Consider the following 22,095-nt stretch of genomic DNA (forward strand, 5'->3'; position numbering starts at 1 on the left):
CCTGGCCCCTCGGTTACTTCGCCACGGCGGCGGCGAGCTTGGACAGCGGCTCGGCGAGCGCGTTGACCGCGTCGGACAGTTCCTTGCGGTCGGCGGCTGCGACCTTGTCGTACGCGGTGAACGCGTACGAGGACGTGTTCGGGCGGTACTTGTCCAGCAGCGTGTTCAGCGCGGCGAACTGCTTGTCCAGCTCGGTGACCAGGGCCGCGTCGTTCTCCTTGGCGACCGGCTTGAGCAGCTCGTAGGACTTCTGGGCGCCCTCGACGTTGGCCTTGAAGTCGACGAGGTCGGTGTGCGAGTAGCGCTCCTCCTCGCCGGTGACCTTGCCGGTGGCGACCTCGTCGAGGAGCTCCTTGGCACCGTTGGCCATGGAGGTCGGGGTGATCTCGGCCTTGCCGACCCGCTTCTGCCAGTCGGTCAGGTCGGTGGTGAGCTGGTCGGCGAGGGTCTTCTCCGCGGCGGTGATCTTCTTGTCCTGCCAGAGCGCCTTCTCCAGCCGGTGCCAGCCGGTCCAGGTCTGACCGGCCTCCAGGCCGTCCGCGCGGACGTCGACCTTCGGGTCGATGTCGCCGAAGGACTCCGCGACCGGCTCGGTGCGCTCCCAGCCGATACGGGAGGGCGCGTAGGCCGCCTTGGCCGCTTCGAGGTCGCCGGCCTTGACCGCCTTCACGAAGGTCGCGACGAGCGGCAGCGTGGCGTCGGCCTGCTCCTGTGCGTACTCGCGGTAGGCGGCGACGGCCTTGTCCAGACGCGGGTCACGCTTGGCTACCGAGCCACCGGTGACCTTGAGGTCCTGGCGGATGCCGGTGCCCTTCATGCCGGGCTTGCAGGCGATCTGGTAGTTGCCGGCCTTCACCTCGGCGGTGACCCGCTGCTTGGTGCCGGGGCCGATGTTCTCCCGCTCGCTGACGATCCGGTCGTCCGGGAAGAGGATGTAGACCTCGGTGACCTTGGAACCCTTGTTCTCGATGGCGAGCTCGACGTGTCCGGCGGAGATCTCCTTCTTGGAGGTCACGCACTTGGCGTCGGTGGCGGTCACGCCGATGACGCGGTCACCGTCCTTGGCGTCGCTCTTGGAGGTGCAGCCGGTGACGGCGGTCAGTGCGGTCACGGCGGTGACGGCGGTGACGACGGACAGTCTGGCGGCTCGCATTCGGGCTCCCAGCGATGGCTGAATATGGGCGTGACGCGGCTCACAAGGGTTGGTGAGCCTCGCCTAACTTATCCAAGGCTTACCTGCGTAATACCCGCCCGTGCAGTGATTCACCTCTCATAGACGCCGTATGAGCACGAGGCGATCACGGTGACTCAAAACGGACCCCAAGGGATGGTCAAAGGAGATTCAAAGATTCCGCTTCGGGGTCACCAGTACGGCTCCGGTCCGGGGGTGCGGAAGCACCTCGACCGGCTGGTCGTAGACATCCGAAAGCAGCCGCTCGGTGAACACCTCGCCCGGCGGGCCGTCCGCCGCCACCCGCCCGGCGCACAGGATCGCGACCCGGTGCGCGTAGGCGGCGGCGAGCCCCAGATCGTGCAGCACCACGACCACCGCGTCCCCCTCGCGCGCCCTTTCCCGGCACAGCCGCAGCACCAGCTCCTGGTGTTTCAGGTCCAGGGCGGCGGTCGGCTCGTCGAGCAGCAGCAGGGGCGCGCGCTGCGCCAGCACCCGGGCCAGCGCGACCCGGGCCCGCTCGCCGCCGCTCAGCGCGGAGAAGGGCCGCGCGGCGAACCCGCTCACCTCGGTGGCGGCCATCGCCGAAGCGACCGTGCGGTCGTCCTCGGCGGGGGAGGAGGCGTGCGGGGCGCGCCCCATCCGGACGACCTCCTCCACGGTGAACGGAAAGGAGAGCGCCGCCGCCTGGGGCAGCACGGCCCGCCGCAGGGCCAGCTCCGGCGCGGTCCATTCGGTGGCCGGTCGGCCCAGGATCCGCACGACACCCCGCGCGGCCGGCAGGTCGGCGGCCAGCGCACCGAGCAGCGTCGACTTCCCGGCCCCGTTGGGCCCGACCAGCGCGAGCACCTCACCGGCCCGCACCTCGACACCCACCCCCCGAAGTACCTCCCGCCCCCCGAGCCGCACATGAAGCCCCACGACCTCGGCAAGCAGATCACCGGGCACAACACCCTCGGGAGGCGAGAACCGACGGCGAAGAAGTCTCATGGACGATCCCTCGAAAGGCGACGACGAACGCCGAACGGACAGGCGGATGGGGTTGCTTCGGGTTGCTCTGGGCGGCCGGCGGCCGGGTGGGGGGCAGGGCGTGGCCCGCCCCCCCCAGGGGCGCGGGGAGCTGCGCGACCAGCCACAGCCGACCGGCACGCGCCCGACCACACCCCCCCCAACGGCGCATCCGCGCACACCGGACGGCCGACGGCCGGCGGCGGAGCCCCGGGAGCGGGTGGGTGGGCATCAAGCCCAACCCCCCTGTCGGCGCCGCGTCCTGCGCAACAGCCAGAAGAAGAACGGACTCCCGAGCAGAGCCGTCAGAACACCGAGCGGAAGCTCCGCCGGCACGGCGACCGTGCGAGCCGCGAGATCCGCGGCAAGCAACACCACCGCTCCCAGCAACGCACTGCCCGGCACCAGAAACCGGTGCCCCGGCCCCGCCGCCATGCGCAGCAGATGCGGGACCACCAGCCCGACGAAGCTGATGATCCCGGAGACGCTCACCGCGGCCGCCGTCAGCAACGCCACCACCAGGATCAGCACGATCCGCAGCCGCTCGACGTCCACGCCCAGATGCCGGGCGGGCCGCTCGCCGAGCGCCAGCAGGTCCAGCCGACGCGAGGACAGGGGCGCGAGCGCGAGCCCGAGCGCCGCACAGGGGAGCACGGCGAGCACCTTCGGCCAGGTCGCCTGGGACAGCGAGCCGAGCTGCCAGAAGGTGATCTGCTGGATCGCCGCCGTGTCCGCGAAGAAGAGACACAGCCCGATCAGCGCGCCCGCGAAGGCGTTCACGGCGATCCCGGTGAGGATCAGCGTCACCACCTCGGTGCGGCCGCCGGAGCGCGACATCACGTACACCAGCAGGACCGTGCCGAGCCCGGCGGCGAACGCGAACGCCGACACCGTCCAGTTGCCGAGGAAGTTCAGGCCGAACGCGATCGAGGCGACCGCGCCGACCGCCGCGCCGGAGGAGATCCCGATGACGCCCGGCTCGGCGAGGGGGTTGCCGAACACGCCCTGCATCAGCGCGCCCGCGCACCCGAGCGAGGCGCCGACGAGCAGCGCGAGCACGATGCGCGGGAACCGTACGTTCCACAGCACCGACTCGGCGACCCGGTCCAACTCGTGGCCCCCGAGGCCGGTTCGGTGCTGCACGGAGGAGAGCACGTCCCCGACCGGGACCGGATAGGCGCCGAGCCCGCCGGCCACCGGCACGAGCACCACGAGCGCCAGAATCAGCCCGGCGGTCAGCAGCCGGGCGGTGCCGTGTCGCGTCCGGCCGGCCGGGGGAGCCAGGACGGCGGCGGGGGCGGCGTTCTCGGCGGAGCCGCCGGTGTCGGCGGGCTTGTCCAGGACGGTCATGGCCGAAGCTTAGGTTAGCCTAACCTTCACCCGCCATGGCCCGGCCGCCCCGGCCGGCCGACGGTGCTTCAATTCCCCGGTGACTGATTACGACGTGCTCCGCGTCTTCTGTGCGCCGAACGGCGGCTACGGCAACGAACTGGGCGTGGTCCGCGAAGGTTCGGTGCTGCCGGACCGCGAGGACCGGCAGGACCTCGCGGCCAAACTCGGCTTCGGCGAGACGGTGTTCGTCGACGACCCCGAGCGCGGGATCATCGACGTCTACACGCCCACCCGCCGCCTGTCCTTCGCGGACCACTCGTGCGTGGGCGTCGCCTGGCTGCTCGACGTGCCCGAACTCGTCACGCCGGCCGGCGCCGTGGGCACCCGTCTGGACGGCGAGTTCACCTGGATCGAGGCGCGCGCGGAGTGGGCCCCGCCGTGCGTGTTCCACCGGTACGCCACCGCCGCCGAGGTCGACGACCTCCCCGTGCCGCCGGCCGGCGACTGGATCTACGCCTGGGCCTGGGAGGACGAGCCGGCCGGCCGGATCCGCGCCCGCGGCTTCCCCGGCCGCGGTGACGGCGTCGACGAGATCGAGGCGACGGGCGCGCCGGCGCTGCTGCTCACCGAGCGGCTCGGCCGTGCGCTGAACATCACCCAGGGCGCGGGCTCCCAGATTCTGACGGCCCCGCAGCCGTACGGGTGGGTGGAGATCGGCGGGCGGGTGTTCCTGGAGCGCTGAACCCTAGGGCCGGTCGCGGGCACCCGCGTACTTTTACGCGGCCGTACGAGTGGTCTGGCGTGTGCGGAAGGAGGCGAACGGGGACCTCTGGGCGTGACACCCGAGCCCCGTGAGAGGAACGCCATGCGTATCCGTTCAGTTCTGGCCGCCACCGTCCTGGGCATCGCCCTCGCCGCCACCGGTGCGTCGACCGCCACCGCCGACGAGGGTCCCCGCCAGCACCACGAGGAGCCCCGCGAGCACCACGAGGAGTCGCGCGAGCACCACCACTTCGGCGGGTACGAGGGTGTCTGCAGCCCGTACATCGGCGCGGTCGACACGTCCTCGGCCGACATCTTCTGGGCCGGCAAGCACTGCGACCGTTTCTGATCAGGCGCCGGGCCCCCTCACCGTGAGTGCGGCGAGGGGGCCCGCTCCGTTTCCGCCCGTGAAGCCGGCTCACGCCGAGAGCGAGAACTCCTCGCCCAGGGCCCGGAAGACATCGGTGTTCAGCGCGAAGGCGCGCTTGCACTCGCTCACGATCCGCTGCTTCTCCAGGTCGTCCGCGCGCACCCCGTCCAGCAGTTCCCGGTAACCCCGCTTGAAGGCCGCCGGGTTGCCGATCTCCTCGAAGACGTAGAAGCGGACGCCGTCGCCCTTGCGCTCGAAGCCCCAGGTCCGTTCCGCCTTGTCGCGGATGATCTGCCCGCCGGAGAGATCGCCCAGGTAGCGCGTGTAGTGGTGGGCGATGTACCCGGCCGGCCAGCGCTCGGCACACTCCCGCACCCGCGCCGCGTACGCCGCCGTCGTCGGCAGGGCCGACGCACCCGACCGCCATCCGGCGCCCCGCAGATGCGCGAGATCCCGCTCCAGCGCCGGCAGCCGGAACAGCTCCGGCCGGATGAAGGGCCCGGCCACCGGGTCCGAGGCCAGTCGCTCGGCGCCGGCCTCCAGCGCCTCGTAGACGAACCAGAGCTGCTCGGTGTAGCGCGCGTACGCCTCGACGCCGAGCCTGCCGCCGAGGAGGTCACTCATGAACGTCGAGGTCTCGGCTTCCACGTGCTGCTCGTGGGAGGCCGTGCGGATGAGTGTCGAGAACGAGTCCATGCCCACATCCTTTAAGGTAAGGCTTACCTAAGTCAATGGGTTTGCCGACGCCTTGTCGGTAAAAGCGTACAAGAAAAGACCCGCCCCCAGCAGGGGCGGGCCTTCGGTCGCGTTACGGCAGCGTGAGGATCTCCGCGCCCGTCTCGGTCACCACCAGCGTGTGCTCGAACTGGGCCGTCCGCTTGCGGTCCTTGGTCACCACCGTCCAGCCGTCGTCCCACATGTCGTACTCGTGGGTGCCGAGGGTCAGCATCGGCTCGATCGTGAACGTCATCCCGGGCTGGATGACGGTCGTCGCGTGCGGGCTGTCGTAGTGCGGGACGATCAGCCCGGAGTGGAACGAGGAGTTGATCCCGTGCCCGGTGAAGTCCCGCACCACGCCGTACCCGAACCGCTTGGCGTACGACTCGATGACCCGCCCGATGATGTTGATCTGCCGGCCGGGCCGGACCGCCTTGATCGCCCGCTCGAGGGACTCCCGGGTCCGCTCCACCAGCAGCCGCGACTCCTCGTCGACGTCCCCGACCAGGTACGTGGCGTTGTTGTCGCCGTGCACCCCGCCGATGTACGCCGTCACGTCGAGGTTGACGATGTCGCCGTCGCGCAGGACCGTCGAGTCCGGGATGCCGTGGCAGATGACCTCGTTGACGCTCGTGCACAGGGACTTGGGGAAGCCGCGGTAGCCCAGCGTCGACGGATAGGCGCCGTGGTCGCACATGTACTCGTGCGCCACCCGGTCCAGTTCGTCGGTGGTGACCCCCGGCGAGATCAGCTTCGAGGCCTCCGCCATCGCCTGCGCGGCGATCCGGCCGGCCCGGCGCATCGCCTCGATGGTCTCGGGTGTCTGCACCTCCGGCCCGGTGTAGGGCGTCGGCGCGGGCTTGCCGACGTACTCGGGGCGGCGGATGTTTCCGGGCACCGAACGGAGGGGGGACAGCTCCCCGGGGACGAGCAGCGACTGGCCAGACATGCCAGTGAGTCTAACGAGCGGCCATGGGGGAACATGTCGATGGCGAAAGGAGCCGTCATGCCCCTGTTCAAGAAGTCGACCGCCGGCAAGCCGGGCGAGTGGTACTACTGCCTGGAGCACAAGAAGGTCGAGGAGGGGCCGGAGTGCCCGGCCAAGGACCGATTCGGCCCGTACGCCAACCGCGCGGAGGCCGAGCACGCGATGCAGACCGCCCGCGAGCGCAACCTCCAGTGGGAGAACGACCCCAAGTGGCACGACGCCCCGGCGGGCGGCGCCACCGACGACGACTGATCCCCCGACCGGTCACACGTCCACCGCCGGTGCGGCCGCCGACCGCTTGGCGCGCAGCCGCGCGGCGTGTTCGTTCGCGCACGCAGACCGGAGGGAGCGGGAGGCGCGGCGGCGGGGACATCGTTGTCGGTCACGAGGGGCCATGCTCGGGCGGGAGCGGAGCGAGGGGCAACCGCTTTTCGGCGAGACCGGCGGGCGGACCCTGACAGGCGGGGCGGACAGGCGGGACGGACAGGCGGCGCGGGCAGGCGGCGCGGGCCGGTCACCAGGGGGGAGGCGGCGGTGCCGTCAGGCGTTCGGCCAGGTGGGAGAGGCGGTCGGCGAGGCGTCGGCGCCCTCTCGTCGGGGGCAGCGTCTCGCCGGCGGCCGCGCTCACCAGGTGCTGCACGGTGTCCAGGTCCAGCTCGGAGCCGTCCGGCACGGCCAGCGTCTCGTGGGCCAGGGCCGTCAGCTCTTTCTCGCCCGGGCCGAGGGCCAGGATCATCACGCCGGTCCGCCGGGCGTCCGACACCCGCTCCAGGAGCGGTGCGTCCCCCGACGGCGACGCCACCAGCAGCGTCTCGCCCCGCCGGGCCGCCTCGATCCGGCCCAGGCCGACCGCGAGATGCGCCGGGTCGGAAGGGCGCGCGGCATGCCGGACGAGGGTCGGCGCCAGCTCCGGCGTACCCGACCACGCGGCCTCGTCCACCAGATGCGCCGCGAGATGCCAGGGCTCGTACGCCGCCGTGCCCACCAGCAGCAGCCCGCCCCCGTACGAGACGACCGACCCGCGCAGCACCCCGGCGAACCTCCGGGTGGCCCCCAGCCACTCGGTCCCGGCGAGCACCTCACGCAGCAGCGCGACCCTTACGGCGTCCATGCGGCCGCATCGTGCCGCAACCGGCCGCCGCCCGCCCGGGGTTCGCCCCTCGTTCACCCGACATGACGAAGGGCCGCTCGGCACGCCCACGTAAAGTCGGCCCATGACCTCTACCGACAGTGCACAGAACGCCGCCGCGGCCGCCCCGGCGAAGGCCCCCGCCAAGGACCCGTGGGACCTCCCCGACGTCTCCGGACTGGTCGTCGGGGTGCTCGGTGGGACCGGCCCGCAGGGCAAGGGTCTCGCCTACCGGCTCGCCAAGGCCGGCCAGAAGGTGATCATCGGCTCGCGGGCCGCCGACCGTGCCCAGGCCGCCGCCGACGAGCTCGGGCACGGTGTCGAGGGCGCCGACAACGCCGAGACCGCGCGCCGCAGCGACATCGTGATCGTCGCCGTACCGTGGGACGGCCACGGCAAGACCCTGGAGTCCCTGCGCGAGGAGCTGGCCGGGAAGCTGGTCGTCGACTGCGTCAACCCGCTCGGCTTCGACAAGAAGGGCGCCTACGCGCTGAAGCCGGAGGAGGGCAGCGCCGCCGAGCAGGCCGCCGCCCTGCTGCCGGACTCCCGGGTCGCCGCCGCCTTCCACCACCTCTCGGCGGTCCTCCTCCAGGACCCGGAGATCGACGAGATCGACACCGATGTGATGGTGCTGGGCGAGGAGCGCGCCGACGTGGAGCTCGTACAGGCGCTGGCCGGCCGGATCCCCGGCATGCGGGGTGTCTTCGCCGGGCGGCTGCGCAACGCCCACCAGGTGGAGTCCCTGGTCGCCAACCTGATCTCCGTCAACCGCCGCTACAAGGCCCACGCCGGGCTGCGCGTCACGGACGTGTGAGCGTATGGGGGACACTGGACGGAGCAGCCCAGCAGTGTCCCCCGACAGGAGAAACCGGACCCATGTCCCCCCTTCCCTCGGCCGGCCCGACCCGGCGACTCGCCCTCTACACGCTCGTCGTCTGCGTACTCGCCGTGGCCGCGGCGGTCGTCTCCTTCGTCCAGGGCAGTCTGCTGGGCATCGTGTGGGTGCTGCTCGCGGGCCTGTCCTCCAACATGACCTGGTACTACGTGAGGCGGGACAAGCTGCGCGGGGCCGCGGGGGCCGACGTCAGCCGCTGACCGCGCAGAACTCGTTGGTGTCCTTCCAGAAGCGGTACAGCGACTGACCGCAGTACGTCTCGACGTCGCCGATCCCGAGAGCGCGCAGCACCGCGTCGACCATGTCGAAGAAGACTCCGTTGACGGCCGGCACCCACAGCAGCGCGAACACGAACAGCAGTCCGAACGGCGCGAACGGCTCCACCTGCCGCTTGACGTTGTACGACAGCCAGGGCTCGATGACCCCGTAGCCGTCCAGACCGGGTACCGGAAGGAAGTTCAGGATCGCCGCCGTGACCTGGAGCAGGGCGAGGAAGGCGAGCGCGAACCGGAAGTCGGCCGGCACGCCGTCCAGCGCGTCCAGCCAGAACGGCGCCGTGCACACCACCGCGAACAGCACGTTCGTCAGCGGACCGGCCGCCGAGATCAGACTGTGCCGCCACCGCCCCCGGATCCGCGCGCGCTCGATGAAGACCGCACCACCCGGCAGACCGATCCCGCCCATGATCACGAACAGCACCGGCAGCACCACACTGAGCAGGGCGTGGGTGTACTTCAGCGGGTTGAGCGTGAGATACCCCTTCGCGCCGACCGAGATGTCACCGCTGTGCAGGGCGGTACGCGCGTGTGCGTACTCGTGCAGACACAGGGACACGATCCAGGCGGCCGTCACGAACAGGAACACCGCCACGCCCGGCTGCTCGGCGAAGCCCGTCCAGGTCGCCCAGCCGGTGACCGCCGTCACGGCCAGGATGCCGAGGAAGACGGGACTGATCCTCCGCTCGGCACTGCGGGTGGTGGCGGTGGTCATGGGGCCCCCTGAGCTCGTACGCGTGTGTGGAACTGCCCGACCGTACCCGGCCCGGGCATACCGGGAAAACGTCCCGTGGCCGGCGCCCGGTTCCTGGGACCCGAAACGTGCGGGCAACCGGCTCGCGCCACCCCGCCGGAACCCCGTGACCGACGTCGATCCCACCGGAGAGAATGGACCCCGTGCGCTATCGCATCCTCGGCACCACCCAGGCACTCCGTCCGGACGGCGTCCCCGTCGCCGTCGGCGGAGCGCGGCTGCGCGCCCTGCTGGCCGTGCTGGCGCTGCGGGCCGGGCGGAGCGTTCCCCCCGGGCTGCTGGTGGAGGAGGTGTGGGCCGGTGACCCGCCCGCCGACGCGCCGGGCGCGCTCCAGGCGCTGGTCGGCCGGCTGCGCCGGGCCCTCGGGGCGGGCGCGATCGACTCCGCCGAGGGCGGCTACCGGCTGGCCGCCGCCCCGGACGACGTCGACCTGCACCGCTTCGAGCGGCTGACCGGCGACGGCATCCGCGCGCTCACCGACGGCGACCCCGCCAAGGCGGCCGTCGTCCTCGACGACGCCCTCGCCCTGTGGCAGGGGCCGGCCCTCGCCGACCTGCCCGACCGCGCCGCCGAGGCGGCCCGCTGGGAGGCCCGCCGCCTCGACGCGCTGCGCGCCCGGCACACCGCCGCGATCGCCCTCGGCCAGGCCGAGCGGTCGCTGCCCGAACTCACCGCCCTGTGCGACGCCCACCCGCTGGACGAGCCCCTCCAGGTCCTGCGGCTGCGCGCCCTGCGCGAGGCGGGCCGCACCGCTCAGGCGCTGGCCGCGTACGACGAGGTCCGCCGGCTGCTGGCGGACCGCCTCGGTACCGACCCCGGCCCCGAACTGCGCGCCCTGCACACGGAGCTGCTCGCCCCCGGAGATCCGGGAAGCCCCGGCGATCCGGGAGGTCTCGGCGCTCCGGGAGGTCTCGGCGCTCCGGGAGGTCTCGGCGCTCCGGGAGGCGCCGGGAAAGCGTCCCGTCCCGTCGGGCCCGCGGGCCCGAACGGGGCTCCGTCCGCACCGGCTTCCTCCGCCCTGCCACCCCCGCCCCTCGGCAACCTCCGCGCCCGCCTCACCTCCTTCGTCGGCCGGGAGGCCGACATCGCCGCCATCCGGGGGGACCTCGCGAGCGGACGGCTCGTCACCCTGCTCGGGCCCGGCGGGGCCGGCAAGACCCGGCTGTCGCAGGAGGCCGCCGAGACCGTACGGGACACCGCGCGCGACGGCGTCTGGCTGGCCGAACTCGCGCCCGTCGCCGGCCCGGACGCCGTGCCGCAGGCCGTCCTCACCGCCGTGGGAGCCCGCGAGACCGTGCTGTACGGCGCCGGCGCCGAGGAGATGAGGGTCGCCGCCGAGCGCCACGACGACCCCCTGGAGCGTCTGGTCGAGCACTGCGCCCGCCGCCGCATGCTGATCGTCCTCGACAACTGCGAGCACGTGGTCGAGGCCGCCGCCCGGCTCGTCGAGGAGTTGCTGGCGCGCTGCCCCGAGGTGACGGTGCTGGCGACCAGCCGTGAGCCGCTCGGTGTGCCCGGGGAGGTGCTGCGCCCACTGGCTCCGCTGCCGGAGCGGGTGGCGCTGCGGCTGCTCGCCGACCGGGGCGCGGCCGCCCGCCCCGGATTCCGGCCCGACGCCGACGACGACACCGCGGCGGCCTGTGCGGAGATCTGCCGTCGGCTCGACGGCCTGCCGCTCGCCATCGAGCTCGCCGCCGCCCGGCTGCGGATGCTGACGCCCCGCCAGATCGCGGACCGGCTCGACGACCGCTTCCGCCTCCTGACCTCCGGCAGCCGCACCGTCCTGCCCCGCCAGCAGACCCTGCGGGCCGTCGTCGACTGGTCCTGGGACCTGCTCGACGAGGACGAACGCGACGTCCTGGCCCGCCTGTCGGTCTTCGCCCGAGGCTGCGACCTCGCCGCCGTCGAGGCGGTGTGCGGCCCGGCCGCCGCCTCCCGCACGGGCCACGACTCCCTCGCCTCGCTCGATCTGCTCGCCTCGCTCGTCGACAAGTCGCTGGTCGTCGCCGCTCCCGATCCCCGGGGTGACATGCGCTACCGACTGCTGGAGACCGTCGCCGAGTACGCGGGCGAGCGACTGGACGAGTCGGGGCGGCGGGCGGCGGCCGAGCGGGCGCATCTGACGTACTACCGCGAACTCGCCCGCACCACCGAGCCGTTGCTGCGCGGTCCCGGGCAGCGGGACGCCATCGACCGCTTCCAGCTGGAGTACGAGAACCTGCGCACCGCGCTGGGCCGCGCCGTCGCGGCCCGGGACGAGCAGGAGGCGCTCTGCCTGACCCTGTCACTCGTCTGGTACTGGCAGATGCGCGATCTGCGCATCGAGGCCCGTACCTGGTGCGTCGAGGCCATGGCCCTGAGCCCCGACCCGTTCGCCGAACCGCTGCGCCCGGCCGCGCCGGTGTGGAAGTCCTGCATCGACGCCCCGCCGCCGATGACCGGCGAGGTCCTCGCGGAGGCCCGGCGCGGGGTCCACCTGGCCCATCTGGCCTGTATGGACACCGAGATGGAGGCCTGGCAGACCGCGACGTCGCAGGCCAAGCTGCGGCTGATCGCCGAGACCTACGAGCCCGGCCTGCCGCAGACCTGCCGCGCACCCGGCCTGCTCTGGTTCTTCGCCGTGATGATGACCGGCGCCCCGGACCGCATCCGCGCCATCATCGACGCCAACGTCGACACCTGCCGCCGGACGCCCGGCTACGAGTGGGAGCTGGCCTCCTGCCTCCAGTTGCGCGCCAACATCCTCGCCAACCGCGCCGACTGGGCGGGGAGCGCGTTCCAGGACGCGGCCGAGGCCCTGGAGATCTTCCAGCGCCTGGGCGACGTCTGGGGCACCGCCGAGGCCCTCTCGGCCCGCGCCGAGGCCCACGAACGCCTGGGCGCGTACCTCGAGGCCGCCGCCGACTACGAGGGTGCCATCGAGCAGGCCGAACGGCTCGGCGCCCGCTCCCAGTCCGCGGTCCTCGCCGCCCGGCTGGGCAGCGCGCTGCTGGAGGCGGGTGACGAGGAGCGGGGCGAACGCGTGCTGCGCGAGGTGATCGCCGGCGAGGAGCGCGCGGTCAACGAGGCCATGCACATCGCCCGCCTCTTCCTCGCCGGCTGGCTGGCCGCCACCGGCCGCCGCACCGAAGCCCGCGAGCAACTGAACCTGCTGCGGGAGGAGTTCGACTTCGGTCACTTCGCGGTCTTCCAGTCCTTCATCCTGGGCGCGGAGGCCTGGCTGGACGCGGTCGACGGCCGGTCCGCGCAGGCCCTGACCGGCATCCGGGCCGCACTGGAACGGGCCACGGATCCGCTGTCCGTGGCCATCGCCCCGCAGATGCGCTCCTTCTATCTCTTCATCGCCGCGACCGCCCTCGTCGGCGTGGACGGCGGCGGCCGCGCCGCGGACGCCGCCCGCTGCCTGGGCTCCGCCGACACCCTGCTGCCGCCGCGCCACGTACCCCCGCGGGTGGAGCGCGAGGCGCGCGACCTGGCCATGGCCCGGACGCGCGGCGCGCTCGGCGACGCGGAGTTCGAGAGCGCGTACGCCGAGGGCGGTGGCCTCTCCTACGAGGAGGCCACCGCCCTGGTGTGAATCGCCCTGATGCATCCCGACGCGTACTGCCGCGTCCCGACGCGTGTCACCGCGTCCCGACGTGACCCGTTCGGCGTCCGGCTCAGGTCTTCGTGCGGAACTTGTGGATCGCGACCGGTGCCATCACCGCGGTGAGCCCTATCGACCAGGCCAGCGTCACCCACAGTCCGTGCGCGACCGGCCCGCCCACCATCAGTCCGCGCGCCGCGTCGGCGAGCGAGGACAGCGGGTTGTACTCGGTGAAGTTCTGGAGCCAGCCCGGCATCGACTGGGTGGGGGCGAAGATCGACGAGCCGAACTGAAGCGGCATCAGCACCAGGAAGCCCATCGCCTGCACGGACTGCGCGCTCTTCATCATCACGCCGAGGGTGAGGAACACCCACATCAGTGCCGAACCGAACACCGTGGCCAGCCCCACGGCGGCGAACAGACCGGGCCAGTTGGTGATGTCGAAGCCCACCAGCACGGCCACCACCACGAGGATCACGCACGCGACCAGCATGCGCATCAGCTCCACGACGATCTTGGCGAAGAGCACCGAGCCGCGTCCGATGGGCAGCGACCGGAAGCGGTCCATGACCCCGGAGTTGAAGTCCGTGTTGAAGCCGGTGCCCACGCCCTGCGCCATGTTCATCCCCATCATGGCCAGCAGCCCGGGGATGACGTACTGCACGTACGCCTCCTGCCCGCCGCCCAGCGACTGCCCGATCGAGCCGCCGAAGACGTACACGAACAGCAGCGTGAAGATCACCGGGAAGAGGACCGCGTCGAACATCGACTCCGGGTCCTGCCGGATCCACAGCAGGTTGCGGCGGATCAGCGCGCCGGTGTGCCGGAGGTGGCTGCGCAACGGGATGCGCGCGTCGGTCGTCGTGCTGATGTCGATCGTGGCCGCGCTCATACGGCGACCTCCTCGCGGGTCTCGGTGGGCTGGGCGTCCTGCGGGGCACTCGCCCGGTGGCCGGTGAGGGACAGGAAGACCTCGTCCAGGCTGGGCAGTTCGGTGGTGAGGGAGGTGAGCGTGATGCCGCGCGCGCTGACCGCGCCGATCACGGCGGTCAGCTGCTCGTCGCTGAGCACCGGCACCAGGACGGAACCGCGCTCGGCGTCCACGACGGTGGTGGCGAGCCCGGTGATGCCGAGCTCGTCGAGCCAGCTCGCCAGCGGCCGCAGCTGAAGCGGGTCGGCGGGCCGTACCCGCAGCGTCCGCCCGCCGACCCGGGCCTTCAGCTCCTCGATGCCGCCGCCGGCGATGACCTTGCCCCGGTCGACGACGGTCAGCTCGGAGGCGAGCTGCTCGGCCTCCTCCATGTACTGGGTGGTCAGGAGCACGGTGACCCCGTCCCCGACCATCGCCTTGACCTCGGTCCACACCTCGTTGCGGGTGCGCGGGTCGAGCCCGGTGGTCGGCTCGTCCAGGAACAGCACCTGCGGCCGGCCGATCATCGACGCGGCGAGGTCGAGCCGGCGCCGCATACCGCCGGAGTACGTGCTGGCGGGCCGCTTGGCGGCGTCCGTCAGCGAGAACCGCTCCAGCAGCTCGTCGGCCCGGATCCGGGCCTCCTTGCGGGGCAGGTCGAGCAGCCGCCCTATGAGGTACAGGTTTTCCCACCCGGGGAGCTTCTCGTCCACGGAGGCGTACTGGCCGGTGAGCCCGATCACCCGGCGCAGCTGCCGGGGCTGGCGTGCGACGTCGTAGCCGGCGACGGTCGCCTGCCCGTCGTCGGCGGCCAGCAGGGTGGACAGGATCCGCACGAGGGTCGTCTTCCCGGCGCCGTTCGGCCCGAGCACCCCCATCACGGTTCCGGCCCGTACATCGAGGTCGACGCCGTCCAGTGCCTTGGTCTCGCCGTAGTGCTTGACCAACCCCCGAACGGTTACAGCGCTTCCCGCGCCACTGGGGTTCTTGTCGATTCGCGTCATGACAGGAACTCTGCCGACCCCCACCGACAAACCACCGACAGGACGCCGACAGCACCGACATCCTCCCGACAGTCACCGGCGCGAAAGAGCGCAGCCCGCCGACGGGGGAAGATCGGCGGGCTGCGGTGGTGCGGAAATGGCTCAGTGGACGCTGTGCTCGTCCAGCGGGAACGTTCCGCCGACGACGTCCTCGGCGAAGGCCTTCGCCGCGTCGCCCATGACCTCACGCAGGTTCGCGTACTGCTTGACGAACTTCGGCACCCGGCCTCCGGTCAGCCCGAGCATGTCGGTCCACACCAGTACCTGGGCGTCGGTCTCCGGCCCCGCGCCGATGCCGACGGTCGGGATGTGCAGCACCCGGGTGACCTCGGCGGCCAGCTCGGCCGGAACCAGCTCCAGCACCACCGCGAAAGCGCCCGCGTCCTGCACGGCCTTCGCGTCCCGCAGCAGCTGCTGGGCCGCCTCCTCGCCGCGTCCCTGCACGCGGTAGCCCATCGCGTTCACGGACTGCGGAGTCAGGCCGATGTGCGCCATGACCGGGATGCCGGACTCGACGAGGAGCTCGATCTGGCGGTGCGAGCGCTCACCGCCCTCCAGCTTCACGGCCCCGACCCCGGCCTCCTTGACCAGACGGGTCGCCGAGCGCAGTGCCTGCACCGGTCCCTCCTGGTAGGAGCCGAACGGCAGGTCGCCGACGATCAGCGCACGGCTGGTGCCCCGTACGACCGCCGCCGACAGCATGGTCATCTCGTCGAGGGTGACGGGCACGGTCGTCTCGTACCCCAGATGGCAGTTGCCCGCCGAGTCGCCCACCAGCATCACCGGGATCCCGGCCTCGTCGAAGACGGAGGCGGTCATCGCGTCGTAGGCGGTGAGCATGGGCCACTTCTCGCCGCGCTCCTTGGCGAGGCCGATGTCGCGAACGGTGATGCGGCGTGTGCCCTTGCCTCCGTACAGCGCCTTGCTGCCGTCGGGGGCATTCGTGTGGGCAGCCGAAAGCTGCGTCATTGCAACGGCTCCTTACGTCATCTCGAGGCGCCCTCACGGCGTCCCCGGACCACCACCCATGGTGGCACTTCGTGCCAGGGAGGGCCAGAGCGCCCCCTGTGGGTAAAGCCTCAGTAAGAAAAACGGTAAGAGGAATCGATACGAGACGGTCTCGTATCGGAAGTGTCCTACGCTCGACGCCATGACTACTCCTGCCGTCCCCACCGCTCCGCGGATACCGGAAGCGGTGCACCGGCGTCGTTGGGCGATCCTCGGTGTCCTGATGCTGAGCCTGCTGATCGTGGTGCTCGACAACTCGATCCTGAACGTCGCGATCAAGACGATCTCGACACCCGCCCCGACCGGCCTCGGCGCCACCCAGAGCGAGCTGGAGTGGGCGATCAACTCCTACACGCTCGTCTTCGCGGGACTGCTGTTCACCGCCGGTCTCCTCGGTGACCGGCTGGGCCGCAAGAAGGTCCTGCTCGGCGGGCTCGCCGTCTTCGGGATCGGCTCCGCGCTCGCCGCGGAATCCGGCTCGCCGGCCCAGCTCATCGCGTTCCGCGCGCTGATGGCCGTCGGCGCCGCCTTCGTGATGCCCGCGACCCTCGCCGTCCTGATGAACGTCTTCGAGCGTGAGGAGCAGCCCAAGGCGATCGGCATCTGGGCGGGCGGTGTCGGGCTCGCGATCGCCATCGGCCCCATCACCGGCGGCCTGCTGCTCGACCACTTCTGGTGGGGCTCGGTCTTCCTCATCAACGTGCCGATCGTGCTGATCGCGTTCGGGCTGATGCTGTGGCTGGTGCCCGAGTCGCGTGACCCGAACCCCGGCCGCGTCGACCTCGTCGGCGTCGTCCTGTCGGTCGTCGGCCTGGTCCTGCTCGTCTACGGCATCATCAAGGGCGGCGAACTGGCCGACTTCACGGACCCGACCGTGCTGGCGACCATAGCGGCCGGCCTGCTCGTCCTCGTCGCGTTCGTGGTGTACGAGAAGCGCAGCGACCATCCGTCCGTCGACATGGACTACTTCAAGAACAAGGTGTTCTCGGCCGCGATGGCCGTCATCACGCTGGTCTTCTTCGCGCTGATGGGCGTCACCTTCTTCTCGGTCTTCTACACCCAGAGCGTGCGCGGCTACTCGCCGCTGCAGTCCGGTCTGCTCCTGCTGCCGCTGGCCGCCGCCCAGCTGATCTTCGCGCCGCGTGCCCGGCTGGTCGTCGACCGTTTCGGGGTCCGGGTCACGACCACCGGGGCGATGGTCGTCCTCGCGGCGACCCTGGTCGCCTTCGCCACGCTGGACGCCGACACCCCGATCTGGCTCCTGGAGATCGTCTTCTTCTGCATGGGCGCCGGAATGGCCCACGTCATGACCCCCACCAGCGTCGTCATCATGCAGGCGCTGCCCCGGGAGAAGGCCGGCTCCGCCTCCGCGCTCAGCAACACCTTCCGTCAGCTCGGCGGCGCGCTCGGCATCGCCGTACTCGGCTCGGTGCTGTCGGCGTCGTACCGCAACGGCATCGAGGGGCACCTCGGCACGCTGCCGGCGGCCCTGCGCGACACCGCGGGCGAGTCCATCGAGGCGACGCTCGGGATCGCCGCGAAACTCGGCGACCAGGGCAAGGTGCTGGTGGCCCCCGCCAACGACGCCTTCCTGCACGCCATGCACATCACCGCCCTGTGCGGGGCCGGGGTCGCGGCCGTGGGCGCGGTCGTGGTGGCCGTGTTCCTGCCGGGCAGGCCGAAGCCCGCGCCGCAGGACGCGGCGGAGGAGGGGGAGTTGATGCGGACGAAGCCGTAGGGGACGGTGGTCGGGGCGGCCGGGAACAGTCGCCCCACCCGCTCTCTGGGCGACAATTCCCCCACTGCGACGAAAGGATCGAACACGTGAGCCTCGGCGACAGGGGGACCACCGTCACGGCGACCGGCGTGAGCGGGGAGCAGCCCGTCCGGGGGCGGCCCCGCAGCGAGGCCGTCGAACGGGCCATCATCGAGGGCACGATGAAGCTGCTGGAGGACGGGGTCTCGCTCGCCGAGATCTCCATCGAGCGCATCGCCCGTACCGCCGGCGTCGGCAAGGCCGCCATCTACCGCCGGTGGAGCGGCAAGGAGGAACTCTTCGTCGACGTGCTGCGCGCCGCCGAACCGCAGGACCCCGAACTCCCCGGCACCTCCATGCGCGACGACCTGGTCGTGCTTCTCGAGGCGCTGCGGCGGCGGGGTCTCGCCAACCGTTCCTCGGCGATCCTGCACAACGTCCACGCCCAGATGAAGAGCAGCCCGAAGATCTGGGCGGCGTATCACAACACGGCGATAGAACCCCGGCGCAGGATGGCCGTCGAGGTCCTGCGCCGGGGTCAGGAGAACGGCGAACTGCGCGCCGACCTGGATGTGGAACTGGTGAACGACATCTTCGTGGGCCCCATGCTCGTCCGCGCGATCATGCGTCCCGACGCCGACCTCCCCGACGACCTCCCCGCGCGCATCGTCGACACGCTGCTCGCCGGGCTACGCCCCGTCAGTTCCTCGACGCGGTAGCCCCAATGTGCGCGTTTCGTCACAGACCGGGCCCTGTCGCCCGGGGCCGGAACCCGCGGGACCGCACCGGTCGTCCTCGTGCCCGTACGGCCGTCACGGGACGGCGAGATCAAAGCCGATCATCCCCTAGGGTCGTACCCGGGGGAACGGACGGTGTGCAAGGCAGGCAGTGAGGCGACGGTATGGCGCAGCAGGCGTACATGACGGAGACGGACGACAACGGAGGCTCGGGTCCCGAGCCTCGGGGCGTTCGGCTCCGGCGCCTGATCGGCACCCTGTTCGGTCGGATCGGCGCGGGCTGGCGAGGTGATCCGCGCATCTGGCGGCGGGGTCTGGTCCTCACCGGGTTCGCGCTGGCGTTCTCCCTGGTGATGGGGCTGCATTCGCGCATCCCCAACCGCTACGGCAACCTCGGCAGTCTCACGGAGACGTTCCTGCCCTGGATCGGTGTGTTCGTGCCGGTGCTGCTGGTGCTGGCGCTGGTGCGCAAGTCGGCGATCGCGTTGATCGCCGTCGTCCTTCCGGCCGTGGTCTGGCTGAACCTCTTCGGCGGACTTCTCGTCGACCGGACCGGCAGCGGCGGCGACCTCACCGTCGCCACCCACAACGTCAACGCCGACAACCCGGACCCGGCCGGCACCGCCCGTGACGTGGCCGCGTCCGAGGCCGATGTGCTGGCCCTGGAGGAGCTGACCGCCACGGCGGTGCCGGTGTACGAGAAGGCGCTGGCGGCGACGTACAAGTACCACTCGGTGCAGGGCACGGTCGGCCTGTGGAGCAGGTACCCGCTGAGCGCGGTGAAGCCGGTCGACATCAAGCTGGGCTGGACGCGCGCGATGCGGGCGACGGTCACGGCGCCGGAAGGACAGGTCGCCGTCTACGTCGCCCACCTGCCGTCGGTGCGGGTGAAGCTCCAGGCCGGGTTCACCGCCCGCCAGCGCGACAAGAGCGCTGACGCGCTGGGCGAGGCGATCGCCGACGAGAAGCTGACCCGGGTGGTCCTGCTCGGCGACCTCAACGGCACCATGAACGACCGCTCGCTCAACGCCGTGACCTCCCAGATGCGCTCCACGCAGGGTGCGGCGGGCAGCGGCTTCGGCTTCAGCTGGCCCGCGTCGTTCCCGATGGCGCGGATCGACCAGATCATGGTGAAGGGCGTGGAGCCGGTCACCTCCTGGACGCTGCCGCAGACGGGCAGCGACCATCTGCCGGTGGCGGCGCGTGTGAAGGTCACCACACCTTAATCAGGGGGTCACCCGTTGGAATAGCGGGCCGGGGAGACTTTGTTCCGTAGTTGAACATACGACACGTATGCTGAACGGAACCCACTCTCCCTGAAAGGCAAGTTCTCCATGCCCCTGGCCCTGCTCGCCCTGGCCGTGGGTGCCTTCGGAATCGGCACCACGGAGTTCGTGATGATGGGCCTGCTGCCCGATGTCGCGGACGACCTGCATGTCTCGATCCCGACGGCCGGACATCTGGTCTCGTCGTACGCGCTCGGCGTCGTCATCGGCGCGCCGCTGCTGGCCGCGGTCACGGCACGGATGTCCCGCCGGACCGTCCTGATCTCCCTGATGGGCCTGTTCGTCGTGGGCAACGCCCTGTCGGCCTTCGCCCCCGGCTACGACTCGCTGCTGGCCGCCCGCTTCCTCAGCGGCCTCCCGCACGGCGCGTTCTTCGGCGTCGGCGCGGTGGTGGCCACCAACATGGTCGCCCCGGAACGCAAGGCCCGCTCGGTGTCGCTGATGTTCCTCGGTCTGACCGTCGCCAACATCGCGGGTGTCCCCGTCGCCACCCTCATGGGCCAGCAACTCGGCTGGCGCGCGACCTTCCTCGGCGTCAGCGTGATCGGCCTGGCGGCGATCGCCTCCCTGGCCCTGCTGATCCCGCGCGACCACGCCCACGCGCCCGCCGTCGGGCTGCGCCGCGAGCTGGCGGCCCTGCGCTCGCTGCCGGTGTGGCTGGCCCTCGGCACGACGGTGGCCGGCTTCGGCGCCCTGTTCTCCGCCTACAGCTACATCACCCCGATGCTGACGGACTCCGCCGGCTACGCCGACTCCAGCGTGACGCTGCTGCTCGCGCTGTTCGGTGTCGGCGCGACGATCGGCAACCTGCTGGGCGGGCGGCTCGCCGACCACGCGATGCGCCCGACCCTGTTCGGCGGCCTGACCTCCCTGGTGATCGTCCTGGCCCTGTTCCCGCTGCTGATGACGACCGCGTGGGGCGGCGCGCTGGCCGTGGTCCTGCTGGGCGTGGCGGCCTTCGTGACCGGTTCGCCGCTCAACCTGATGGTGATGGAGAAGGCGGCCGCGGGCCCGTCGCTGGCCTCCTCCGCCAACCAGGCCGCGTTCAACATGGCCAACGCCGGCGGCGCCTGGCTCGGCGGCCTGGCCCTCACGGCCGGCCTCGGCGTGACCTCGCCCGCGCTGGCGGGAGCGGTACTGGCGGCCCTGGGCCTGGTCGTGGCAGGCGTCGCGGCCGCGGTCGACGCCCGCCGGGCCCCGCAGACCACCGGCCGAGAGCGCGTCGTCGCGACACACGTGCCGCGGACCGTCGAGGCGGGGGTCCGTCACTGACGTCCCTCCGGGGGTGAGAGGCGGTGGCCCGCGACGCGCGGGCCACCGCCTCTCAGGTTTCCGGCCGGGCCAGGCGGCCGAGCAGGGCCGTCACGTCGTCGCGGGACACCGGCTGGAAGAACAGCGCGTCGGCCTGCTCGACCGCGGCGATCGCGCGCGGGGCCAGGTCGGCGCCCGTGTCGGTGACGCGCAGCCGCTTGGCGCGGGTGTCGGCCGGGTCGACCTCACGCTCGATGAGCCCTTTGTGTTCCAGGGTGCGCAGCACCTGGGAGGTCATCTTGACGTCCGTGCCGGCCTGCCGCGCGAGGGTCAGCTGGTTGGGGCGCTCGCCCTGCGCGTTGAGCCACCAGGCGCAGGCGAGCAGCACGAACTGCACGTGGGTGAGATCCAGTGGGGCCAGGGCGGCGGCGATCTCGCGCTGCCAGCGCAGGGTGGTGTGCCACAGCAGGAATCCGGGGCTTTCGCCGGGGCTGAGGGCCATCAGCGCTGAGCCAGTCCGACCAGCGTGGCCATGGTGTCGGGCCAGTCGGCGGTGACGGCCGGGCCGATCTGCGGGCCGGCCTCCGCCGCGCCGGTGCCGGTGATCTCCATCCGGTACACCACCCGGACCCGGCTCGGGTCGATCCGGTCGATCCGGTGGACGGTGCGCAGCAGCAGGTCGCCGAAGCGGGCCTCGTCGACGAACCGGTCGCCTTCGACGGCCTCGGCGACGCGCAGCACGATCGCGTCGTCCCCGGGCGGCGTCATGGTGATCTGCGCGCCCGCCGCGAACGGGCCGTCGATCTCGATCTTCTCGATCTCCGCGTTCCAGATCCCCCAGTTCGGCACATCGGCCCAGAGCCGCCAGATCGCCTCGGGCGTGGCGCCGGTCTCGATGCTGTGCTCGTACTCCCACATGCGGGCCCCCTCGTCCAGATGATGTATCCGTAGATTATCTGCGCGCAGACTAAATGTCGAGTGGGCGGCGACGATCGCCCCGGTGGGTGCCCGCGCGGAGGGGCCCTGGCGGGTGGCCTGGTGGGTGCCCTTGTGGGTGACGGGGTGGTCGGCGGGGCCGCCGGAGTACGTACGTCGCCGCGCAGGACACGCGCCTGC

The 22,095-nt window shown here is 71.7% G+C and carries 22 protein-coding genes; 10 read left to right on the forward strand and 12 right to left on the reverse strand.

The annotated features are described in order from the left end of the window. Positions 1–13: 13 nt before the first annotated feature. The 3 genes from efeO to OG933_RS30725 all read right to left on the reverse strand — a co-directional run bounded on the left by efeO (position 14) and on the right by OG933_RS30725 (position 3,529). Entirely contained in the window at positions 14–1,153 is a 1,140-nt protein-coding gene (gene efeO / locus OG933_RS30715) for an iron uptake system protein EfeO (protein WP_405630021.1), read from the reverse strand. A 189-nt stretch (positions 1,154–1,342) separates the two neighbouring features. Then, positions 1,343–2,161, reverse strand: a complete 819-nt coding sequence (locus tag OG933_RS30720; RefSeq protein WP_362523929.1) for a heme ABC transporter ATP-binding protein — start codon at positions 2,159–2,161, stop codon at positions 1,343–1,345. A 249-nt stretch (positions 2,162–2,410) separates the two neighbouring features. Further along, positions 2,411–3,529, reverse strand: a complete 1,119-nt coding sequence (locus tag OG933_RS30725; RefSeq protein WP_405630024.1) for a FecCD family ABC transporter permease — start codon at positions 3,527–3,529, stop codon at positions 2,411–2,413. Between the two features lie 79 nt (positions 3,530–3,608). On the opposite strand from OG933_RS30725, the gene OG933_RS30730 reads away from it, so the two are divergent. Both OG933_RS30730 and OG933_RS30735 read left to right on the forward strand, forming a co-directional pair. Beyond that, a complete protein-coding gene (locus tag OG933_RS30730; protein ID WP_057599727.1) occupies positions 3,609–4,253 on the forward strand; it encodes a PhzF family phenazine biosynthesis protein in 645 nt (214 codons plus the stop codon). A 123-nt stretch (positions 4,254–4,376) separates the two neighbouring features. Further along, the gene (locus OG933_RS30735) at positions 4,377–4,622 is read left to right on the forward strand and encodes a hypothetical protein (RefSeq protein WP_405630027.1); all 246 of its coding nucleotides are present in this window, start codon (positions 4,377–4,379) and stop codon (positions 4,620–4,622) included. 69 nt (positions 4,623–4,691) lie between these two features. Here OG933_RS30735 and OG933_RS30740 read toward each other — a convergent pair whose 3' ends face one another. Beyond that, entirely contained in the window at positions 4,692–5,339 is a 648-nt protein-coding gene (locus tag OG933_RS30740; protein WP_405630029.1) for a heme oxygenase (biliverdin-producing), read from the reverse strand. A gap of 112 nt (positions 5,340–5,451) precedes the next feature. Then, on the reverse strand, positions 5,452–6,309 hold the full coding sequence (gene map, locus OG933_RS30745) for a type I methionyl aminopeptidase (protein WP_362523922.1): 858 nt from the start codon (positions 6,307–6,309) through the stop codon (positions 5,452–5,454). Positions 6,310–6,366: 57 nt separating this feature from the next. Here map and OG933_RS30750 point away from each other — a divergent pair, with 57 nt between their 5' ends. Then, complete coding sequence (locus OG933_RS30750) at positions 6,367–6,600, forward strand: hypothetical protein (protein ID WP_020126782.1); 234 nt, start codon at positions 6,367–6,369, stop codon at positions 6,598–6,600. A 262-nt stretch (positions 6,601–6,862) separates the two neighbouring features. On the opposite strand, the gene OG933_RS30755 is transcribed toward OG933_RS30750, so the two are convergent. After that, on the reverse strand, positions 6,863–7,459 hold the full coding sequence (locus tag OG933_RS30755) for a hypothetical protein (RefSeq protein ID WP_405630031.1): 597 nt from the start codon (positions 7,457–7,459) through the stop codon (positions 6,863–6,865). Positions 7,460–7,562: 103 nt separating this feature from the next. Here OG933_RS30755 and npdG point away from each other — a divergent pair, with 103 nt between their 5' ends. Continuing rightward, positions 7,563–8,291 carry an NADPH-dependent F420 reductase gene (npdG, locus tag OG933_RS30760; RefSeq protein ID WP_362265040.1) on the forward strand — a complete coding sequence of 243 codons (729 nt, stop codon included), beginning with the start codon at positions 7,563–7,565 and terminating at the stop codon, positions 8,289–8,291. Between the two features lie 62 nt (positions 8,292–8,353). Continuing rightward, positions 8,354–8,572 (forward strand): hypothetical protein, encoded by a 219-nt coding sequence (locus OG933_RS30765; RefSeq protein ID WP_362523920.1) that lies wholly within the window; start codon positions 8,354–8,356, stop codon positions 8,570–8,572. On the opposite strand, the gene OG933_RS30770 is transcribed toward OG933_RS30765, so the two are convergent. After that, entirely contained in the window at positions 8,562–9,362 is an 801-nt protein-coding gene (locus OG933_RS30770) for a site-2 protease family protein (protein WP_362523918.1), read from the reverse strand. The genes OG933_RS30765 and OG933_RS30770 overlap by 11 nt on opposite strands. 173 nt (positions 9,363–9,535) lie before the next feature. On the opposite strand from OG933_RS30770, the gene OG933_RS30775 reads away from it, so the two are divergent. Continuing rightward, entirely contained in the window at positions 9,536–12,979 is a 3,444-nt protein-coding gene (locus OG933_RS30775; protein WP_405630034.1) for an AfsR/SARP family transcriptional regulator, read from the forward strand. Positions 12,980–13,061: 82 nt separating this feature from the next. Here the strand turns inward: OG933_RS30775 and OG933_RS30780 are convergent, their stop codons facing one another. From OG933_RS30780 to panB, 3 genes are all read right to left on the reverse strand, one after another. After that, positions 13,062–13,880, reverse strand: coding sequence for an ABC transporter permease (locus OG933_RS30780; protein ID WP_020126776.1), 819 nt, complete (start codon positions 13,878–13,880; stop codon positions 13,062–13,064). Beyond that, complete coding sequence (locus OG933_RS30785) at positions 13,877–14,902, reverse strand: ATP-binding cassette domain-containing protein (RefSeq protein WP_405630036.1); 1,026 nt, start codon at positions 14,900–14,902, stop codon at positions 13,877–13,879. The genes OG933_RS30780 and OG933_RS30785 overlap by 4 nt, the downstream gene beginning before the upstream one ends. A 141-nt stretch (positions 14,903–15,043) precedes the next feature. Further along, positions 15,044–15,910, reverse strand: coding sequence for a 3-methyl-2-oxobutanoate hydroxymethyltransferase (gene panB / locus OG933_RS30790; RefSeq protein WP_314224063.1), 867 nt, complete (start codon positions 15,908–15,910; stop codon positions 15,044–15,046). 181 nt (positions 15,911–16,091) lie between these two features. Here panB and OG933_RS30795 point away from each other — a divergent pair, with 181 nt between their 5' ends. The 4 genes from OG933_RS30795 (at position 16,092) to OG933_RS30810 (ending at position 21,000) form a co-directional block, all read left to right on the forward strand. After that, positions 16,092–17,687, forward strand: a complete 1,596-nt coding sequence (locus OG933_RS30795) for an MFS transporter (protein WP_405630039.1) — start codon at positions 16,092–16,094, stop codon at positions 17,685–17,687. An 86-nt stretch (positions 17,688–17,773) separates the two neighbouring features. Next, entirely contained in the window at positions 17,774–18,424 is a 651-nt protein-coding gene (locus OG933_RS30800) for a TetR/AcrR family transcriptional regulator (protein ID WP_405630042.1), read from the forward strand. 182 nt (positions 18,425–18,606) lie between these two features. Beyond that, entirely contained in the window at positions 18,607–19,668 is a 1,062-nt protein-coding gene (locus OG933_RS30805; RefSeq protein WP_267020275.1) for an endonuclease/exonuclease/phosphatase family protein, read from the forward strand. A 108-nt stretch (positions 19,669–19,776) separates the two neighbouring features. Next, positions 19,777–21,000: an MFS transporter gene (locus OG933_RS30810; protein ID WP_405630043.1), complete on the forward strand. Its 1,224-nt coding sequence runs from the start codon at positions 19,777–19,779 to the stop codon at positions 20,998–21,000. 52 nt (positions 21,001–21,052) lie between these two features. On the opposite strand, the gene OG933_RS30815 is transcribed toward OG933_RS30810, so the two are convergent. Continuing rightward, positions 21,053–21,481 carry a MarR family winged helix-turn-helix transcriptional regulator gene (locus tag OG933_RS30815; RefSeq protein WP_405630044.1) on the reverse strand — a complete coding sequence of 143 codons (429 nt, stop codon included), beginning with the start codon at positions 21,479–21,481 and terminating at the stop codon, positions 21,053–21,055. Then, the gene (locus OG933_RS30820; RefSeq protein WP_405630047.1) at positions 21,481–21,897 is read right to left on the reverse strand and encodes a polyketide cyclase; all 417 of its coding nucleotides are present in this window, start codon (positions 21,895–21,897) and stop codon (positions 21,481–21,483) included. Before OG933_RS30820 ends, OG933_RS30815 begins: the two co-directional genes overlap by 1 nt. Positions 21,898–22,095: the final 198 nt, after the last annotated feature.

The sequence above is a fragment of the Streptomyces sp. NBC_00016 genome (genome assembly GCF_045040885.1).
Classification (GTDB): Bacteria; Actinomycetota; Actinomycetes; order Streptomycetales; family Streptomycetaceae; genus Streptomyces; species Streptomyces coriariae.

Excerpts from the sequence above, each read along its gene's own strand:
- OG933_RS30780 (WP_020126776.1), bottom strand. The coding sequence starts at position 13,880 with ATGAGCGCGGCCACGATCGACATCAGCACGACGACCGACGCGCGCATC.
- OG933_RS30740 (WP_405630029.1), bottom strand. The coding sequence starts at position 5,339 with ATGGACTCGTTCTCGACACTCATCCGCACGGCCTCCCACGAGCAGCAC.
- OG933_RS30805 (WP_267020275.1), top strand. The coding sequence starts at position 18,607 with ATGGCGCAGCAGGCGTACATGACGGAGACGGACGACAACGGAGGCTCG.
- OG933_RS30815 (WP_405630044.1), bottom strand. The coding sequence starts at position 21,481 with ATGGCCCTCAGCCCCGGCGAAAGCCCCGGATTCCTGCTGTGGCACACC.
- OG933_RS30785 (WP_405630036.1), bottom strand. The coding sequence starts at position 14,902 with ATGACGCGAATCGACAAGAACCCCAGTGGCGCGGGAAGCGCTGTAACC.
- npdG (WP_362265040.1), top strand. The coding sequence starts at position 7,563 with ATGACCTCTACCGACAGTGCACAGAACGCCGCCGCGGCCGCCCCGGCG.
- OG933_RS30750 (WP_020126782.1), top strand. The coding sequence starts at position 6,367 with ATGCCCCTGTTCAAGAAGTCGACCGCCGGCAAGCCGGGCGAGTGGTAC.
- OG933_RS30765 (WP_362523920.1), top strand. The coding sequence starts at position 8,354 with ATGTCCCCCCTTCCCTCGGCCGGCCCGACCCGGCGACTCGCCCTCTAC.
- OG933_RS30725 (WP_405630024.1), bottom strand. The coding sequence starts at position 3,529 with ATGACCGTCCTGGACAAGCCCGCCGACACCGGCGGCTCCGCCGAGAAC.
- OG933_RS30770 (WP_362523918.1), bottom strand. The coding sequence starts at position 9,362 with ATGACCACCGCCACCACCCGCAGTGCCGAGCGGAGGATCAGTCCCGTC.
- OG933_RS30720 (WP_362523929.1), bottom strand. The coding sequence starts at position 2,161 with ATGAGACTTCTTCGCCGTCGGTTCTCGCCTCCCGAGGGTGTTGTGCCC.
- OG933_RS30735 (WP_405630027.1), top strand. The coding sequence starts at position 4,377 with ATGCGTATCCGTTCAGTTCTGGCCGCCACCGTCCTGGGCATCGCCCTC.
- map (WP_362523922.1), bottom strand. The coding sequence starts at position 6,309 with ATGTCTGGCCAGTCGCTGCTCGTCCCCGGGGAGCTGTCCCCCCTCCGT.
- OG933_RS30795 (WP_405630039.1), top strand. The coding sequence starts at position 16,092 with ATGACTACTCCTGCCGTCCCCACCGCTCCGCGGATACCGGAAGCGGTG.
- OG933_RS30810 (WP_405630043.1), top strand. The coding sequence starts at position 19,777 with ATGCCCCTGGCCCTGCTCGCCCTGGCCGTGGGTGCCTTCGGAATCGGC.
- efeO (WP_405630021.1), bottom strand. The coding sequence starts at position 1,153 with ATGCGAGCCGCCAGACTGTCCGTCGTCACCGCCGTCACCGCCGTGACC.
- panB (WP_314224063.1), bottom strand. The coding sequence starts at position 15,910 with ATGACGCAGCTTTCGGCTGCCCACACGAATGCCCCCGACGGCAGCAAG.
- OG933_RS30755 (WP_405630031.1), bottom strand. The coding sequence starts at position 7,459 with ATGGACGCCGTAAGGGTCGCGCTGCTGCGTGAGGTGCTCGCCGGGACC.
- OG933_RS30820 (WP_405630047.1), bottom strand. The coding sequence starts at position 21,897 with ATGTGGGAGTACGAGCACAGCATCGAGACCGGCGCCACGCCCGAGGCG.
- OG933_RS30775 (WP_405630034.1), top strand. The coding sequence starts at position 9,536 with ATGGACCCCGTGCGCTATCGCATCCTCGGCACCACCCAGGCACTCCGT.